The 15,456-nt window shown below is 64.6% G+C and carries 17 protein-coding genes; 8 read left to right on the top strand and 9 right to left on the bottom strand.

Going from position 1 to position 15,456, the window contains the following annotated elements:
- Positions 1 to 78 precede the first annotated feature (78 nt).
- Both LGN17_RS03525 and LGN17_RS03520 read left to right on the top strand, forming a co-directional pair.
- Positions 79 to 378: a hypothetical protein gene (locus tag LGN17_RS03525; protein WP_226195168.1), complete on the top strand. Its 300-nt coding sequence runs from the start codon at positions 79 to 81 to the stop codon at positions 376 to 378.
- Between the two features lie 219 nt (positions 379 to 597).
- Positions 598 to 1,125, top strand: coding sequence for a GNAT family N-acetyltransferase (locus tag LGN17_RS03520; protein WP_226195167.1), 528 nt, complete (start codon positions 598 to 600; stop codon positions 1,123 to 1,125).
- Positions 1,126 to 1,435: 310 nt separating this feature from the next.
- Here LGN17_RS03520 and LGN17_RS03515 read toward each other — a convergent pair whose 3' ends face one another.
- Positions 1,436 to 2,287: a LysR family transcriptional regulator gene (locus LGN17_RS03515; protein WP_226195166.1), complete on the bottom strand. Its 852-nt coding sequence runs from the start codon at positions 2,285 to 2,287 to the stop codon at positions 1,436 to 1,438.
- Between the two features lie 179 nt (positions 2,288 to 2,466).
- Between LGN17_RS03515 and LGN17_RS03510 the strand changes: the two genes are divergently transcribed.
- Genes LGN17_RS03510 through LGN17_RS03500 form a run of 3 tightly spaced genes read left to right on the top strand, consistent with a single transcriptional unit; the run spans position 2,467 to position 4,742 of the window.
- Positions 2,467 to 2,781, top strand: a complete 315-nt coding sequence (locus LGN17_RS03510; RefSeq protein WP_226195165.1) for an EthD family reductase — start codon at positions 2,467 to 2,469, stop codon at positions 2,779 to 2,781.
- Positions 2,782 to 2,841: 60 nt separating this feature from the next.
- Positions 2,842 to 3,855, top strand: coding sequence for an alpha/beta hydrolase (locus LGN17_RS03505; protein ID WP_226195164.1), 1,014 nt, complete (start codon positions 2,842 to 2,844; stop codon positions 3,853 to 3,855).
- Positions 3,856 to 3,863: 8 nt separating this feature from the next.
- Entirely contained in the window at positions 3,864 to 4,742 is an 879-nt protein-coding gene (locus tag LGN17_RS03500) for an NAD(P)-dependent oxidoreductase (protein ID WP_413227000.1), read from the top strand.
- 289 nt (positions 4,743 to 5,031) lie between these two features.
- Here LGN17_RS03500 and LGN17_RS03495 read toward each other — a convergent pair whose 3' ends face one another.
- The 5 genes from LGN17_RS03495 to LGN17_RS03475 all read right to left on the bottom strand — a co-directional run bounded on the left by LGN17_RS03495 (position 5,032) and on the right by LGN17_RS03475 (position 10,698).
- Positions 5,032 to 6,471: an efflux transporter outer membrane subunit gene (locus tag LGN17_RS03495; protein ID WP_226195162.1), complete on the bottom strand. Its 1,440-nt coding sequence runs from the start codon at positions 6,469 to 6,471 to the stop codon at positions 5,032 to 5,034.
- A 19-nt stretch (positions 6,472 to 6,490) separates the two neighbouring features.
- Positions 6,491 to 8,065 (bottom strand): DHA2 family efflux MFS transporter permease subunit, encoded by a 1,575-nt coding sequence (locus LGN17_RS03490; protein WP_226195161.1) that lies wholly within the window; start codon positions 8,063 to 8,065, stop codon positions 6,491 to 6,493.
- 13 nt (positions 8,066 to 8,078) lie between these two features.
- Positions 8,079 to 9,173 carry an HlyD family secretion protein gene (locus LGN17_RS03485; protein ID WP_226195160.1) on the bottom strand — a complete coding sequence of 365 codons (1,095 nt, stop codon included), beginning with the start codon at positions 9,171 to 9,173 and terminating at the stop codon, positions 8,079 to 8,081.
- Between the two features lie 64 nt (positions 9,174 to 9,237).
- Entirely contained in the window at positions 9,238 to 9,669 is a 432-nt protein-coding gene (locus tag LGN17_RS03480) for a MarR family winged helix-turn-helix transcriptional regulator (protein WP_175957621.1), read from the bottom strand.
- 108 nt (positions 9,670 to 9,777) lie between these two features.
- Positions 9,778 to 10,698, bottom strand: coding sequence for a LysR family transcriptional regulator (locus LGN17_RS03475; RefSeq protein ID WP_226195159.1), 921 nt, complete (start codon positions 10,696 to 10,698; stop codon positions 9,778 to 9,780).
- Between the two features lie 91 nt (positions 10,699 to 10,789).
- Here LGN17_RS03475 and LGN17_RS03470 point away from each other — a divergent pair, with 91 nt between their 5' ends.
- From LGN17_RS03470 to LGN17_RS03460, 3 genes are all read left to right on the top strand, one after another.
- Complete coding sequence (locus tag LGN17_RS03470; protein ID WP_226195158.1) at positions 10,790 to 11,218, top strand: MarR family winged helix-turn-helix transcriptional regulator; 429 nt, start codon at positions 10,790 to 10,792, stop codon at positions 11,216 to 11,218.
- A gap of 184 nt (positions 11,219 to 11,402) precedes the next feature.
- A complete protein-coding gene (locus tag LGN17_RS03465) occupies positions 11,403 to 12,650 on the top strand; it encodes an aconitase X (protein WP_226195157.1) in 1,248 nt (415 codons plus the stop codon).
- Positions 12,643 to 13,092 (top strand): aconitase X swivel domain-containing protein, encoded by a 450-nt coding sequence (locus LGN17_RS03460; RefSeq protein ID WP_226195156.1) that lies wholly within the window; start codon positions 12,643 to 12,645, stop codon positions 13,090 to 13,092. The genes LGN17_RS03465 and LGN17_RS03460 overlap by 8 nt, the downstream gene beginning before the upstream one ends.
- A gap of 21 nt (positions 13,093 to 13,113) precedes the next feature.
- Here LGN17_RS03460 and LGN17_RS03455 read toward each other — a convergent pair whose 3' ends face one another.
- From LGN17_RS03455 to LGN17_RS03445, 3 genes are read right to left on the bottom strand one after another with little or no spacing between them, the layout of a single operon-like run.
- Positions 13,114 to 13,716 (bottom strand): hypothetical protein, encoded by a 603-nt coding sequence (locus LGN17_RS03455; RefSeq protein WP_226195155.1) that lies wholly within the window; start codon positions 13,714 to 13,716, stop codon positions 13,114 to 13,116.
- Positions 13,713 to 14,300, bottom strand: a complete 588-nt coding sequence (locus LGN17_RS03450) for a hypothetical protein (RefSeq protein WP_226195154.1) — start codon at positions 14,298 to 14,300, stop codon at positions 13,713 to 13,715. The genes LGN17_RS03455 and LGN17_RS03450 overlap by 4 nt, the downstream gene beginning before the upstream one ends.
- Positions 14,301 to 14,354: 54 nt before the next feature.
- The gene (locus LGN17_RS03445; RefSeq protein ID WP_226195153.1) at positions 14,355 to 15,437 is read right to left on the bottom strand and encodes an AraC family transcriptional regulator; all 1,083 of its coding nucleotides are present in this window, start codon (positions 15,435 to 15,437) and stop codon (positions 14,355 to 14,357) included.
- Between the last annotated feature and the right edge of the window lie 19 nt (positions 15,438 to 15,456).

Here is a 15,456-nt window from a genome sequence, read left to right as displayed (position 1 = left end):
GCTGGCCGAGCCACTACGAGACTGTCGCTGTGTCTGATGCTCCCGACGGCGCATGCACTCTTTGAATGAAGGTGAGCAATGATTGAAGGTAAATCGCGTTCAGGAAGTGTGGCAATCGGCATAATGAAGGCGCTTCACATTCTGAACGCTGTGAATCACCGGACGACGCTTGATGCGATCGCTGATTGGCTCGCCAAATCAGAAGATTTCTACTACGACGACTGGTTGATCGTCGGTGGCCGCAGCGCGAAGCAATACATCGCTGACATTCTTGAGGATCTGCACGAGCTCGGCGTCGTTTGCCCCGTCGAGCAGAATGCGGCACTTCATCCGCAGACGAGCCCGGAATGGAGGCCGTGTCTACGGTCGTCTGCCTAAGTAGCATTGCACGGATCATCAATATTGATATCACTCGCACACTGTTTGCAGTGACTCAACGACTGCTTTGGAGAGAGCTGGATGCCCGCAACGGGTCGGTTGAGCCCGTCGCGAACCGCCGGGATGACAACCGGTTGGGTTCGGCCAGCAAGAGTCATTCGACAGAGAGACGTAGATCGTCCACAATCCGACGGCAGCAGAAGGCAAATAGGGGAAAAAATGCCGCTACGCTCGGAAGAAATCCAAATTGACTCGGAGCGGCTTTCGATTCGGCCATTCTCGGCTGACGACGCTGACGCCACGTTTCGCTGCATCACACCTTCACTTACTCGTTTCATGTCATGGGAACCCCCCGCTAACAGAGGCGACTTCGATTGCATCTGGCGGGGTTGGTTGCTGACCATAGCCGAGGGGACGGACTTTGTATTTGCAATCCGTCAACGGGATGACAGGAGCTTCCTTGGATTGGCCGGACTCCATCGTGTTCGGAACGCAAGCGCGGAATTAGGCATTTGGATTCGGGAAGACTTCCACAAGCAAGGCTTTGGTCGTGACGCCGTGGGTCTTGTGGCGACGTGGGCAAGCTTGGCACTTGGCATCGAGAGCTTTACTTACCCGGTCGCTGAACAAAATTATCCGAGTCGCCGCATTGCCGAATCGCTTGGTGGTGTCGTCGTGGAGCGGTGCGAAACACCCAAATACATGTCCGTCATCTACCGAATACCTAACCAATCGGCGGTCGGCTAGGAGCGCAAGATGTGGTGTGGCCGGCTTCGGGGAAGCGTGATCGTCCCCTTCGGCTGACATCCGCCACCGCAGCAGTTTGACGACGAGCGGTTCGTGGCCCGCGCGGCCACGTCAATCAGGCACAGTCACGCTCGATTCCCCCGTAACCTTTTCGGCGGCGACGAAAGATGTCCTGTCTCAGGTGAACGATTCGCCACAACCGATATGATCAGCGCCCTCATGCGGCGTTTCAGACACGCTCCCAACAATGATCTGGAAGTGTGGCGTCAACTGGCTCGCGAGACGCTACAGTCCGATTCGCGTCCATCGACTAGCATCCAACGTGTTTAATCGCGAGATCCACGAAGGCGCGTAATCGATTCAGCCGCCTGAGGTCGCGATGGTAGCCCATCCAGATGTCCCGATGCGGCGGCTCATCGCTCAAATCGAGCCTGCGAATGGTAGCGAGCTGATCGCCGACAGGCCGCGGCAATACGGCAATGCCCAACCCTCTGCCGCACATCTGCGCCTGGACATTTCGGTTGTTCGACTGCAATACGATGCCCGCGTTGGGGAAACGATTTCTGAGCCAGTCGATATCCGGAAAGCTGCCCGTTGACGTATCCATCGCGATCAGGCGGTGCCCCATGCCATCGCCTTCCACGGGATCGGCACTCGTGGTCGCCACGTAGACGCCGTATCGCATCTGGGTCAGACGTCGTTGCACGATATCGGGCCCGTCGAACGGAACGATGCGGAAAGCGACGTCCGCTTCACGCTGCGCCAGGTTGAACAGGCGTGTGCCTGTCAGGATCTCGATTTCAACGAGCGGATATTCGCGCGAATACTCGGCAATCACGGGCGGCAGGACATAGGCGCCAAACCAGTCGGCCGACGACACCTTGAGCGTTCCTTCCAGCTTCGCCTGCTCACCGGTCAGCCTGCGCTCCATGGTCAACGCGCTGTCTTCCATTTGCTCGGCCAGCGGCAGGATAGCGGTGCCTTCCTCAGTCAGGACAAAACCGTCCGCGGTTCGCTGAAACAGTACCTGTCCCATCGATTCTTCAAGCGCGCGAAGCCGTCGCCCGATAGTCGGATGACTGAGATGCAGCGCACGTGCCGCGGCACCGAGCGTCCCTGCGCGCGCGATCGCGAGGAAGATCCTGACATCGCTCCACTCCATACTCACGCACCCACAGAAATGAACGGAAGATGTTCATTATATTGAATTGCCGTACGAAATTGAATTTGCGAGACTGGGATCCGTCGCGTATGTCGTCACGTCCTCGCGGCCTCCCTGCGGATTGAAATCCGTCATGACGCGTGGGGCAGATCGAACAACCAGGCAGAACGGAGATTGTCATGTCGCGCATCACATCAACGACCGTGTATGTCACCTACGAGGGCACACCCGACGAACGCTTTGACCGGAGCTACTACGTCGAATATCACCTGCCGCTCGTGATGCAGGCATGGCGGCGCTACGGTCTTGAGCGTGTCGCGGCTTTCTTTCCGGCGCTGACGCACGTTGGCACCGTGGTGATCTGCGAATGCATTTTTCGCGACGAGGCGGCCATCGAAGCCGCGTTTGGATCCCCGGAAGCCGTGCAGGTCATGGCCGACGTCGCGACCTTCACCGACATGTTCCCCAAACGCTTGCACGTCGCCCGGTTCTGATCGGGTCGATGCACGACTCGCGCGCCACGCACCCGTCAAGCTACAAACAGGAGAATGACCTTGGCTTTCTGGACACAAGTTGCCCCGCGCACCGTACGTCGCGGTCATATGTGGATTCCGGGCGATCGGATCAATCTAAACGGTGAGACCTGCCAATGCGGCCCGCTCTTTGTCGAATGGGAAGCGCCGGAGCAGGTGACTCGCCCGTGGCCGGTCGTGCTTCTGCATGGCGGCGGCTATCAGGGAACCGAGTGGTTCGACACACCGGATGGCCGGCCAGGCTGGGCACAGCGCCTGGTGGAAGCGGGCTATGCGGTTCTCGTTGCCGACCGTCCCGGACAGGGAAGGTCTCCTTTCCACGTCGAGACCATGGGACCGATGGGGCCGGCGTTTTCGTATGAACACGGCCGCCATATCTACTTCCCGAGCGAATACGAAGGTCGGCACACGCAATGGCCTTTTGCCCGTGACGACGAAGCCGCGATGGACGAGTTCATCGCGGGTTATGGCCCGCTTCCCGCAGACCTCGCGTTTTCCGAAGACATGGAAGCGGACCGGATCGCAAAGCTGTTGGACAGGATCGGCCCGGCGATCCTGCTGACGCACTCGGCGTCGGGGCCGGTCGGCTGGCTGGTGGCCGATCGTCGGCCCGGCCTGGTGAAAGCGATCGTCGCCGTCGAGCCGATGGGCCCTCCGTTCGCGGAGATTCCGAATATCGGCTCGCTGACATGGGGCCTCGCAGCGGCGCCCCTGAACTGGGAGCCGCCCGTTGCTTCGCCTGAAGCGCTGCGCGCGGCCGCGCCGGGTACACATCGGCTGCCTCGGCTCGCCGGTTTGCCGATCGTGGCCGTCACGGCGGAGGCCTCTGCCTTCGCGGCCGCCAGTCGACCCACTATCGAGCAACTCAAGGCATCCGGCAGTCGGGCTGAAGTGCTGCATCTTCCCGACCATGGTGTGTTCGGCAACGGCCACGGGTTGATCTACGAGAAGAACTCCGACGATGCACTGATGCCGGTGCTGAACTGGCTCATCGAACACACGGAAGCATCGAACCCGGTGCAAGCGACATTGTGAACGCGGCCATTCGCGAGGAGAGTCAAATGGAAATCGGAATAATTGGCCTGGGTGCAATGGGCCGGGAAATGGCCCGCAATCTGGTCGCTGCCGGTCATGCCGTCACGGTGTGGAATCGTTCGGGCGGGCATGTCGAAGGCGTGCGCATGGTTGAAACGCCGGTGCAAGCGTTGCAGGCCGATATGACCTTGACGATGCTGTCCGACGACGCGGCAATCCGCAACGTCCTGCTGGACACAAGTCTTCTGCTTCATGCACGGCCAGGACTGGTGCATGTCGTGGCATCGACGATCTCGGTGGCGTTCGCACGGGAACTGGTGGAGTTGCATCGAGCGGCGCGCGTCGCATTTGTCGCTGCGCCGGTGCTGGGGCGGCCGGATGTCGCCGCCAGGGGCGAACTCAACGTGCTCGCCGCCGGCGCGCCTGCCGCGCTGGAGAAAGTCATGCCGGCACTGGACATCATCGGCAAACGCGTCTGGGACATGGGCGAAGAGCCGTCCACGGCCTATGCTGCGAAAATCGCCTGCAACATGATGATCACGATGGCCATTCAAGCGATGGCGGAAGCCGTCGTTCTCACCGAGACGAACGGGCTTTCACGAGAGCGATTTTTCGAGTTGATCCTGGGCACGCTGTTCGGCAGCCGTCCTTACCAGACCTATTCCGGCAATATCATCCGGAACGCGTATCAACCTGGTTTCAAGGCCGCGCTTGGCTTAAAAGATCTTCGTCTGGCCTCCGAAGCTGCCGAACAGGCTGGCCGCACACTCCCGATGCTCGCTGCCGTCCATGGCCAGATGGCCGAAACGGTCAATGCGGGCATGGGCGATCTCGACTGGTCGGCAATCGCGGCCTTGACGGTAGACCCGTATGCGCACTGCGCCTGATTCGCGCTGTTGCGGTCTGCAGCAAGTGAATCGCATCCCATCATTTGCTCAAGGTAGGGGGCGCGCGGGCGTATTCGAATGGCGGTGCATCTTGTGGTCAACCTGGTGCCTCGCCCCGTAACGGCCGGCGCGGGTCCGAACGGCTGCATTAACCTCGCACCAGTCCTTAACCGTCCGGACGCTCGATCGGCCGCTTCGGGTCGATTACTGCCCTTGATGAGGTGACATCCAGGCAAGCTCATAGCTAATCCGGCGCTGACTGAAAGGGCAGTGTCCAGCCTTACACGGCTCAGTTGTTCTTCGCCACCGCCTCCACCGCCGTCTCACCCGCCGCATCATTCCTGCTCCACCCACCCCCGAGCGACCGATAAAGCGCCACTGCCGCCAGCGCATGTTCGCGCTTGACCTGATTGAGCGAATCCGAATCCCGCAGATAAACCTCCTGCGCGGACAGCACATCCAGAAAATCCGTCGCGCCACCTTTATAGAGCTGATTCGCCAACCCAAGCGCTTTATCCGAAGCAGCAAGCGCACTATCAAGCCTGCGCGACGCCTCATCGGAACTGACGAGATTCGCCCGCGCATCCTCGACTTCCCGCAACGCCTGCAGCATCGTCTGCCGTAACCCGAGTTCCGACTCGCGCATCCGGCTTTCGCTCTGCGCGATATCGGCGGTAATCCGCCCCGCATTGAAGATCGGACTCGTTGCACTCAACGCGGCACTGAACAGGTTATCGGTCAACGTGGGCAACCCGAGATAGGAAGCGGCCAGAATCCCGTCCGTCAGGTTCAACGAAAACTTCGGATACCGTTCGGCCTTCGCCACGCCGACTTGCGCCGCCCGTCGCTCGACCTGCGCATACGCCGTCAGCACATCCGGCCGCCGCAGTAACGCCTGCGAAGGCAACGTCCCCGGTGCGCCCACCGGCGGCGCCGGAATCTCCCCAGCCTGCGCGAGCACGAGCCGATCGACCGATTCCGGCGTGCGCCCCGAATACACGGCGATCAGATTGAGCTGATGTGCAATCTGCGCCTGCGTCGGCGGAATCCGCGCTTCGAGCGCGTCGAGCTGGTTCTGCGCGCGCGTGACGTCGAGCTCCGTCGACAGCCCGAACGCCTGCCGCTTGCGCGTGAGTTCGAGCGCATGCTGCCGGATCTTCGCGTTGTCCTGCAGGATCTTCAATTCCTGCTGCGCCCAGCGCAGATCGACATATGCGGAAGCCGCATCGGCCGCGAGCGCGAGCCGCATCGCATCCTCCGCATGCTTCTGCCCGACCAGCTCGGCTTGTGCGGCAAGCAGGTCGAGCCGTTCGCCGCCGAACACGTCGGGCGACCAGCTCAGCGCGAGCCCCGCGCCGGCCTGTCGCACATAGCCGAGCGGCGGCGGCGTGTTCTGGCGTGCGTCGGCCGCATGCGCGGTCGCGTCAAGTTCGGGCAGCAGCACCGCGCGCTTTTGCACGGTCAGTGCCTGCGCCTGCTTCACGCGTTCGGCGGCCGCCTGCAGATCGAGGTTGCCGTCGAGCACGGTGGCGATCAGCCGGTCGAGCACGGGATCGTGGAATTGCGCCCACCACGCGGCGGCGTCGATGTCCGCACGCGGCACATCGGTATCCCAACCATCGGGCGCGAGCGTTCGAACCGAATCCTGAAGCGCCGGATGCTGCGCGGGCTGCACCGCGCATCCTGCGGCGAGTGCGCTGACGGCGAGGGCGACGAGAAGTTTTTTCATGATGGTGATGACCTCAACCTCAGTGCGCGTCCGGCGGCGGCGCGTTCAGGGAAATGGGTTTGGAGAAGACGACCGCGATCAGCGCGACGACGAAGCACAGCGACAGTGCGTAGTACGCATCCGCATACGTGAGCGTCAGCGCTTCGCGATAGATCAGGTGGTGCAGGTTCGCCAGGCCGGCTTGCGCGGTGTCCAGCGTGTTGCCGGCCACGGACGCCCAGTACGCGGCCTGGCGATCGAGCAGCGATGCGATCTGCGGCTGGCCGGCGCTCACGTGCTCGTTCAGGCGCAGATAGTGAAAGTTCAGCCGGTCGTTGAGCATCGTCGCGCTCACCGCGATGCCGATCGCCCCGCCGAGATTGCGCATCAGGTTGAACAGTCCGCTCGCCGATTTCAGGCGCGACTGCGGCAGCGAGCCGAGCGCCATCGTCACGATCGGCGGCACGCTGAACTGCTGGCCGATGCCGCGCAGCGCCTGCGGCAGCAGCAGTTCGCGCCAGCCCCAGTCGTGCGTGATCGGCGTGTACAGGTAGCAGCCGAGCCCAAAGCAGATCAGCCCGAACACGAGCAGCGCGCGCAGGCTGAAGAAGCGCGCGGCGAACGCATACGCACAGAGCGCAATCAGCTGGAACGCGCCGACCGACAGCAGCGCCAGGCCGATCTGCAGCGAGCTGAACGCGCGCACCTGCGCAAGGAACAGCGGCGTCAGGAACACGGTCACGAAGATCCCGATGCCGGTCACGAACGACAGCAGGCTGCCGATCCCGAAGTTGCGCACCGCGAGCGCGCGCAGGTCGACGATCGGATCCTTCGCGGTCAGCGCGTGCACGATGAACAGGAAGCCGCAGATGCCGGAGATCCATGCGCAGATCACGATCGCGTCGTCGCCGAACCAGTTCTTGCGCGGGCCTTCCTCCAGCACGTATTCGAGGCAGCCGAGGAAACCCGACATCAGCGCGATGCCGAGATAGTCGCCGCGCTTGATGAGGCTGAGGTCGGGTTCGTCGATATGCACGTAGCGCGGCACGAGCAAGGCCACCGCGATGCCCGGCACGAGGTTCAGGTAGAACAGCCAGTGCCACGACCATTGATCGGTGATCCAGCCGCCGATCACGGGGCCGATCGCCGGGGCAAGCGATGCGAGCGCGCCGATGGTCGTCGATGCGATCAGCCGCTGCTTGCCGGGGAACAGCACGAACGCGGTGGTGAACACGGTCGGGATCATCGCGGCGCCGAGCGCACCCTGCAGCCCGCGAAACAGGATCATCGAATTGATGTCCCACGCGAGCCCGCACAGCATGCTGGTGATCGTGAAGCCGACGGCCGATGCGGTGAACAGCCAGCGCGTCGACATCACTTTCGACAGCCAGCCCGACATCGGGATCACGATGATCTCGGCGATCAGGTAGGCCGTCTGTACCCACGACAGTTCGTCCTGGCTCGCGGACAAGCCGCCGCCGATGTCGCGCAGCGACGACGCGACGATCTGGATGTCGAGCGTCGCCATGAAGAAGCCGACGCACATCAGCGCGAAGGCGAACACGCGCTGCTTGGTCGGTTGCGACGCCGGGTCGCCGGAAAACGCGGTGGTCATCGTCGTCTCCCGCTCAGTTCGCGTGATCGGTATGCACGGTCACGACCGCGGACAGGCCGGGGCGCAGCACGTGGTCGAGGCCCGGCTGCGGATCGAGATGCACGCGCACCGGCACGCGCTGGACGATCTTCGTGAAGTTGCCGGTCGCGTTCTCGGGCGGCAGCACGCTGAAGGTGGCGCCGGTGGCGGGGGCGAGGCTGTCGACGCGGCCGTGCAGGCGCGTGCTCGATGCATCGAGCGACACGTCGACGCGATCGCCCGCGTGCATCTTGCGAAGCTGGTCTTCCTTGAAGTTCGCGTCGATCCACAGTCCGGAAGCCGGCACGATCGTCAGCAGCGGCACGCCGACGTTCGCGAGCATCCCGACGCGGCCCGTGCGATTGCCGACGTAGCCGTCGACCGGCGCGCGGATCGTCGTGTATTCGACGTTGAGCGCGGCGACGCGCTGCGCGGCAAGCGCGGTGTTCACGCGGGCCCGCGCGTCGGCGAGTTGCGCGCCGAGCACGTCGAGCTGCCGCTTCGATGCGAGCAGCGCGGCGTCGCTGCGCTCGACGGCGGCGCCGGCCTTCGCGTAATCGGCATCCGCGCGTTCGACGATCTGGTTCGACACGGCGTCGGATTTCACGAGCTCGCGGTAGCGCACGCGATCCGATGCGGCACGCGTCAGCTCGGCCGACGACGCGCTCTTGTCGGCCGCCTGCTGGCCGATCACCGCGTATTGCAGTTGCTGCTTCGCCTCGAGTTCGGTCACGGCGGCGCGCGCGCTGTCGACTTCGGCGCTGGCCTGTGCGAGTTTCGCGTCGTAGTCGCGCGCATCGAGCTGCACGAGCACGTCGCCGGCCTTCACGCGCTGGTTGTCGGTCACGAGGATCCTGTCGACGAAGCCGTTGACCTTCGGCGCGAGCACCGTCACGTCGCCGCCGACATACGCATCGTCGGTGCTCTCCTGGAAGCGCAGCACGAACAGCCAGTCGAGCGCGGCGGCGGCGACGACGATGACGACGGCGCCCACCGCGATGCGCATCCACGGCACGCGGCGCTGTTGCTTCGCGGGCCGGTCGAGAGTGGCTGCTTCACGGGATGAGGCAGCGCCTTGGGTCGTATCCATCGATTCACCTATGTATATGCACTAATCAAAGCGATCGACGTCGTGTCGTCGATCGGGGAAGGGGCTAGCGCTCCGGCAGGTTGTGCGTGATCCGGAACAATTCGTCTCTGAGGCGGGCCGCCTGCGCCGACCCGAACCGCTGCTCGAACGCTTCCTGCGCGGCGAGCCAGTGCACCTGCGCGTCGGCGATCTTCGTTTCGCCGTGCTCGGTCAGCGCGAACGTCTGGCGGCGGCACGGCGGCTCGATCCGGCCCGCCACCAGCGCCGCGCCGACGAGCGGCTTGAGCGCGCGCAGCAGCGCGGTGCGTTCGATCACCAGCACGGCCGACAGTGTCGCCATCGTCAGGCCCGGCCGGTCTCGCAGCAACGCGAGAATGCTGTACTGCGACGGCGTCACGCCCGCCTGCGACAGATAACGTTCGTAGAACTGCGAGATCCGGCGGGCGGCTTGCCGGACGGCGAAGCAATCGTCATCGGTGAGCGTGGTCTTGTGCATGTACACATATTAGGGCGAGGGGGCGGCGCGAATCGATGGCCGGGGCAGGATCAGATTGGTGTCGCGGCTGTACCAATCGGCGGCCGACCGGTGCGTTCGCGCGCCGGATCAGGCCGCGGCCGGAACAATCCAGCCTTCGCGGTCGCAGTAGGCGGCCGTGTAGTCGATGAACGCCTTGACCTTCGCGGGCAGCAGCGCGCGGTTCGCGTACGCGAGCTTGATCTCGACGAACCCGTCGACGAGATCGGCGTCGGCCAGCAACTGCACGAGCGCGCCCGACGCGAGTTGGGCGCCGACGAGCGTCTTCGGCACGACGCCGATGCCGAAGTCATGCATCACCATTTCGCGGTTGAAGACGGGGCTGTTCGACGAGATGTCGAAGCGGAACGGCACGGTCAGCGTGTTGCCGTCGACGCGGAACGACAGCGCGGGCCGGCGCAGCGACGGCGACATCGGCACGAACGGATGGTCGGCGAGGTCGGCCGGCGTGACCGGGTGCGAACGGGCTTGCAGATACGCGGGCGTCGCGACGATCACGAGCGGAATCCGTTCGATGAGCCGCACGACGGTCGATTCGTTCGTCAGCATGTACGGCACGACGATGCCGATGTCGTAGCCTTCGCCGACCAGATCGACCGGGCGCTCGGTCAGCGTCACGTCGAGGCGCACCCTCGGGTGAGCGGCCTTGAAGCCGGCGATCAGCGGCACCAGCTGGTTCAGCGCGGCCGTCGTGTGCGCGACGAGGCGCAGCAGGCCTTCGGGCTCGCGCGTCGAGGCCTGCGCTTCCGCTTCGAGCGAGTCGAGTTCGTCGAGCACGGCCGCGCAGCGCTCGTAGATGCGCTCGGCCGTTTCGGTCAGCGACACCTGGCGGGTGGTCCGGTGCAGCAGCCGGCTGCCGAAACGCGCTTCCAGATCCGCGACCGCGCGCGACACGACAGGCCGTGCGAGGCCGTGCATGTCGGCGGCGCGCGTGAAGCTGCGCATCTCCACCACCGACCGGAAAATCCGCAGCTTGTCGATGTAGTCCATGTCCGTCTCCTTGACGCGAGGGCCGGCTGCCGGCCTTGTTACGGCGGAGTGTACATTGACTTTATGCATATGCACATATAAATTGCGGAGCATGAACGACACTTCGATTGCCCAGGCGTGCAACTGTCTCGCGTTGCGTCAGGCGGCGCGCTTCGTCACGCAACTGTACGAGCGCCATCTGGCCCCGGTCGGGGTCACGCCCGCCCAGTTCTCGATCATGGCGAACCTGGCGCGCCAGCCCGGCCTGCTGATGAGCGAACTCTCCGATGCGCTCGTGATGGATCGCACGACGCTGCTGCGCGCGCTGAAGCCGCTGCAGCGCGACGGTTTCGTCGCGACGGCCGCGTCTGCGCACGATGCGCGCGCGCATGCGCTGAGCCTCACGAAGCAGGGCGAGCATACGTTCGCGCGGGCGCGGGTCGCATGGCAGGCCGCGCAGGACGAATTCGAGATGCAGTTCGGCCGCGACCGCGCGAAGGCGCTGCGCGACGAGCTGTTCAGCGTGACCGCGGAACGCTAGAGCGATCGGCGGCAAACTGGAGCGAAATTCGAGCCATTGTCCGCTTTATTGGCGTTCGAGAGTGAAAATTGGTTTTTAAACTGTCCGGATCGATTGCAATCTGGACAGTTTTTATTTCCAGTTGTAGAGTCCCCTGACGAGTTTCACCGACCGGCGCCGCCGGCACGCGTCAGAGGAGCAATCGATGCTGCAGTTGAGTGACCGCGACAGCGCCATGCTGCGCGGGGATTTCGGCGATGGCGTCGCGCGCGCGATGCGGATCGTCGCACGCACGGCGCAAGTGATGTCCGCGCCGCACCTGATCGACATCACGTCCGCCCATATCGACGGCTGTCTTTACCACGGCCGGACGAGCCTCGACTTCGTCGAGTATTTCGTCGACACCGGCGCGAAGGTTGCGGTGCCGACCACGCTGAACGTCGGGTCGCTCGACCTGATCCATCCCGAGCTGTATCACGGCGATCGCACGATCCAGCGCGACGCGCAACGCCTGATGGACGCGCATCTGCAGCTCGGCTGCGAATCGAGCTTCACGTGTGCGCCGTACCAGTTGAAGAACCGTCCCGCGAAAGGCGAGCAGATCGCGTGGGCCGAATCGAATGCGATCGTGTTCGCGAACTCGGTGCTCGGCGCGCGGACGAGCCGGTACGGCGATTTTCTCGACCTGGCCGCCGCGATCACCGGGCGTGCGCCGTATGCGGGGCTGCATGTCGAAGCGAACCGCGCTGCGCGGATCGTGTTCAACGCGCCGGACTTCAGCCGCCTGCCGTCGCGCGACATCCATTTCGCCGCGCTCGGGCTGCTGATCGGCAGGATCGCGGGCGCGGTCGTGCCGGCGATCGTCGGGCTGCCGGCGGATACCACCGAAGACGAACTCAAGGCGCTCGGTGCGGCCGCCGCGTCGAGCGGGGCCGTCGCGCTGTTTCATGCGGTCGGCGTGACACCCGAGGCACCGACGCTCGACGCCGCGTTGCACGGGCAAGCGGCGCAACGCACGGTTGACGTCGCGATGGCCGATCTCGACGAGATTCGCCGCACGCTGAACCACGGCGCGGCCGGCGATGCGCTCGTCGCGGTGGCGCTCGGTACGCCGCATTTCTCGCTGGCCGAATTCCGCACGCTCGATGCGTTGCTGGATGCGTTCGACGGCAAGCCGGCCTGCGATTTCTACGTGAACACGAGCCGGTTCATCCTGTGGGAGCTGGACGAAGCCGGCCTCGCGGAGAAATTCGCTGCACGCGGCATCCAGATCGTCGTCGACACCTGCACGTACATCACGCCGGTGATGAAGCAACTGTCGGGGCTCGTGATGACCAATTCGGGGAAATGGGCGTCGTATGCGCCCGCGAACATCGGCGTGACGGTCGCGTACGGCAGCATGCGCGAATGCGTGCGTTCGGCGTACGAAGGAAAGGTGCGATTCGATGACTGAGGTCACGCGCAAGGTATTGACGGGCGACACGCTCGTACCGGGCAGCGCACGCGCGCGCCCGTTCGTGCTCGACAAGCCGCTCAGCTTCTGGGGCGGCTATGACTCCGGCGCGGGAAGGATCGTCGATCGCGGGCATCCGCAGGCCGGCGCGAGCCTCGCCGGCAAGGTGATGGTGATGCCGCACGCGAAGGGCTCGAGTTCGAGCAGCAGCGTGCTCGCGGAAGCCGTGCGCAACGGCACGGGGCCGGTCGGGATCGTGCTGAAGGAGCGCGACCTGATCATCTCGATCGGCGCGATCGTCGCTGCCGAGCTGTATGCGATCGCGGTGCCGGTGGTGTGCGTGACCGATGACGTGTACGACGCGATCGCTGCCGCGACGGCGGAGGTGCGGATCGACGCGGGCGAGGGTGACGGCGGCGCGCGGATCGGCATCGACCCGTGACACGTCGTGCGCCGCGGCGGCTCAAATGAAGCGAATGTGCGGCGTGTCGTCCTTCGCGAGCGACAGTGCATGCCGGGCGGCATGCATTTCGCGCTTGCCGCCGGGCTGCGCGAGCCGCCGAATCTCCGGCCACACGATCACGCCGAACACGATACGCAGGAGTGTGCTCAGCACGAACAGGCCGATCGCGCCCGAGGCGAACCACGCAAACGCGTCGAGCATCCCGCTCGTGCTGCGCGATACCGCACACATGATGCCGCCGATGAAGGCCAGCGCGACCAGCAGCCCGATCGTCACGAAAACGTCGGTGCGGGCGCTCGCGACCTTGGCGGTGCGAACGAGATACACGGAGCCGTCGGTCGTGTTGCGGATTCCGTAGATGGCGCGGCGATCCTGGTTGGGGGCGTACGCGACCGTCAACCGGTCGCCCGCGACGATGAACAGGTTGCGCGTGCCGCTGGTCCTGACCGTGAGCGGTACATCGAATGTGTCGAGCTGCAGCGCGATCTCCTCGATGCTTTGCCTGGTCCAGCCGAGGTTGTTGCTCCAGACGTCCGTACTGATCGTCTGCTGGCTGACCGATGTCACGCAACCGGATGCGATCTGCATGGTGCGATCGGTCATGGGCTGCTCCGTTCCGCCGTGAAACCGACCGGTTCGAGTTGCCACCTTTCGTGGGCCTCGCGCCGCTGGGGCTGGAAGGCCAGCTCGGAGAGACCGGCGATCGCGAGCAGCGTGCCTAGCAGGCTGACGATGGTCACGAACAGGGTGAGTGCGACGACGAGCGCCGAGCCCAGTTTGAAGGCGGCGGCGCCAATCAGCAGGCTCAGTAAGAAGATGCATGACGCCCACGTGAGCAGCGACAGGTTGCTGTTCTTCTGTTTGAACGCATCGTAAGGGGCGATTGCCAGATCGTTGCTTCGGATCCACGCGATCCGGCGGCGGCCGCGATCGTCGAAGATGCGCGCGCGCACAGCCATCCCGGGCTTCAATTGATCGATCTGCTTGAACGCCTCTGCGTCGATGTCGTAGGCGGAGATGAAGTAGCACGCGCCCTGCATCGTCAGGCGATAAAGCGGCACCTTCCTGATGTCGGCCGTGACCCGGATGAGGTTCGTATCGATGCGATCGATCGTCGATTCGATCACGGTGGTGTGATGGCGCATGGTCGGGAGAGGGCGCCGGTCGGCGCCGCTTTGGCGTGGCATCGATCATACCGATGAACTCCCGCGCAGGCACGTCGTGTCGTCCGCCATCCCGCATCATCCGTGCGCGGTACCCGCGGCCGCTTCGCGATACGCGCTCGGCGTCTGCCCGGCCCAGCGCCGGAACGCGCGCGTGAAATTCGCCGGGTCGGTGAATTGCAGCCGCTCGGCGATCGTTTTCAGGTCGAGATCCGACGCGGCGAGCAACTGCTTCGCGTCGCGAAACCGCGCTTCGTCGAGCAATTGACGATAGCTCGAACCGGCTTCCTCCAGCCGGCGCCGCAGCGTGCGCGTCGACACGAGCAGCGCGTCGGCGAGCGTCTCCGGCCCAGGGTAATCGCCGGCGCCACATGCCAGCTCCGCGCGCACGCGCTCGACCAGATCGCCTTCCTCCTGACGCACCTGCGCATATTCGCGTTCCACCTGCACGAGCGCCTGCCGGTGCGCGACTTCGTCGGCGAGCGGCAGCGGCCAGTCGAGCACGTCGCGCGCGATCCACAGCGCGTTGGCGGCACAGCCGAATTCGACTGGTGGCAGCTGATCGCGATAGCGCGCGAAATAGGGCGGCTCAGGCCACGCGAATTGCAGCCTGATCGGCGGCGACGCGCGCCCGGCCCATTGCGAGATGTTCTGCGCGAGCCCGGTCAGCACGAATTCGAACATCACGTGATGCTGCAGCACGGGGCTGGCCTGCACGCCGTGCAGTTCGAGCGTCGCGCCGTGTTCGTCTTCTTCGTAGGTCAGGCGATATTGACGGTTGCGCATCCGGAAGTAGCGCTGCGTGACGGACAGCGCTTCCCGGATGTCCCGCGCGGTCAGCGTCGCGTAGCCGAGAAAGCCGTGCACGGTCGGCTTCAGCAGTAGCCCGAACGCGAGCCCGATGCCCGGATCGCCGCCGATCTCGATCGCATTGAGCACGAGCCGCCCCCATTGCGACGGCGCGACGCGCGCGTCCGGTTCGGCCAGTACCGCATCGCGCAGGCCCGTGCCGGCGCGCACGGCGGCCAGGTCGACGCCGCGCGCGGCCAGCGCCTGCAGCAGCAGGCGCGTATAGGCGACCGGAATCGTCGGCCGGCGCAGCCCGAGGCGGTCCTTGGCGAGAGGGGAGGTCATGTCGATTTGGCCGGAAATGACAAGCATTATGGCTGTTTGCCCCCTC

The sequence above is a fragment of the Burkholderia sp. AU30280 genome (assembly GCF_020420125.1).
GTDB lineage: Bacteria > Pseudomonadota > Gammaproteobacteria > Burkholderiales > Burkholderiaceae > Burkholderia.
Note: the sequence above shows the minus strand (reverse complement) of the source record. Positions and strands in the feature narration are given on the sequence as shown.

Excerpts from the sequence above, each read along its gene's own strand:
- LGN17_RS03485 (WP_226195160.1), bottom strand. The coding sequence starts at position 9,173 with ATGGATACGACCCAAGGCGCTGCCTCATCCCGTGAAGCAGCCACTCTC.
- LGN17_RS03480 (WP_175957621.1), bottom strand. The coding sequence starts at position 9,669 with ATGCACAAGACCACGCTCACCGATGACGATTGCTTCGCCGTCCGGCAA.
- LGN17_RS03520 (WP_226195167.1), top strand. The coding sequence starts at position 598 with ATGCCGCTACGCTCGGAAGAAATCCAAATTGACTCGGAGCGGCTTTCG.
- LGN17_RS03450 (WP_226195154.1), bottom strand. The coding sequence starts at position 14,300 with ATGCCACGCCAAAGCGGCGCCGACCGGCGCCCTCTCCCGACCATGCGC.
- LGN17_RS03510 (WP_226195165.1), top strand. The coding sequence starts at position 2,467 with ATGTCGCGCATCACATCAACGACCGTGTATGTCACCTACGAGGGCACA.
- LGN17_RS03525 (WP_226195168.1), top strand. The coding sequence starts at position 79 with ATGATTGAAGGTAAATCGCGTTCAGGAAGTGTGGCAATCGGCATAATG.
- LGN17_RS03515 (WP_226195166.1), bottom strand. The coding sequence starts at position 2,287 with ATGGAGTGGAGCGATGTCAGGATCTTCCTCGCGATCGCGCGCGCAGGG.
- LGN17_RS03490 (WP_226195161.1), bottom strand. The coding sequence starts at position 8,065 with ATGACCACCGCGTTTTCCGGCGACCCGGCGTCGCAACCGACCAAGCAG.
- LGN17_RS03445 (WP_226195153.1), bottom strand. The coding sequence starts at position 15,437 with ATGCTTGTCATTTCCGGCCAAATCGACATGACCTCCCCTCTCGCCAAG.
- LGN17_RS03465 (WP_226195157.1), top strand. The coding sequence starts at position 11,403 with ATGCTGCAGTTGAGTGACCGCGACAGCGCCATGCTGCGCGGGGATTTC.
- LGN17_RS03460 (WP_226195156.1), top strand. The coding sequence starts at position 12,643 with ATGACTGAGGTCACGCGCAAGGTATTGACGGGCGACACGCTCGTACCG.
- LGN17_RS03475 (WP_226195159.1), bottom strand. The coding sequence starts at position 10,698 with ATGGACTACATCGACAAGCTGCGGATTTTCCGGTCGGTGGTGGAGATG.
- LGN17_RS03495 (WP_226195162.1), bottom strand. The coding sequence starts at position 6,471 with ATGAAAAAACTTCTCGTCGCCCTCGCCGTCAGCGCACTCGCCGCAGGA.
- LGN17_RS03455 (WP_226195155.1), bottom strand. The coding sequence starts at position 13,716 with ATGACCGATCGCACCATGCAGATCGCATCCGGTTGCGTGACATCGGTC.
- LGN17_RS03470 (WP_226195158.1), top strand. The coding sequence starts at position 10,790 with ATGAACGACACTTCGATTGCCCAGGCGTGCAACTGTCTCGCGTTGCGT.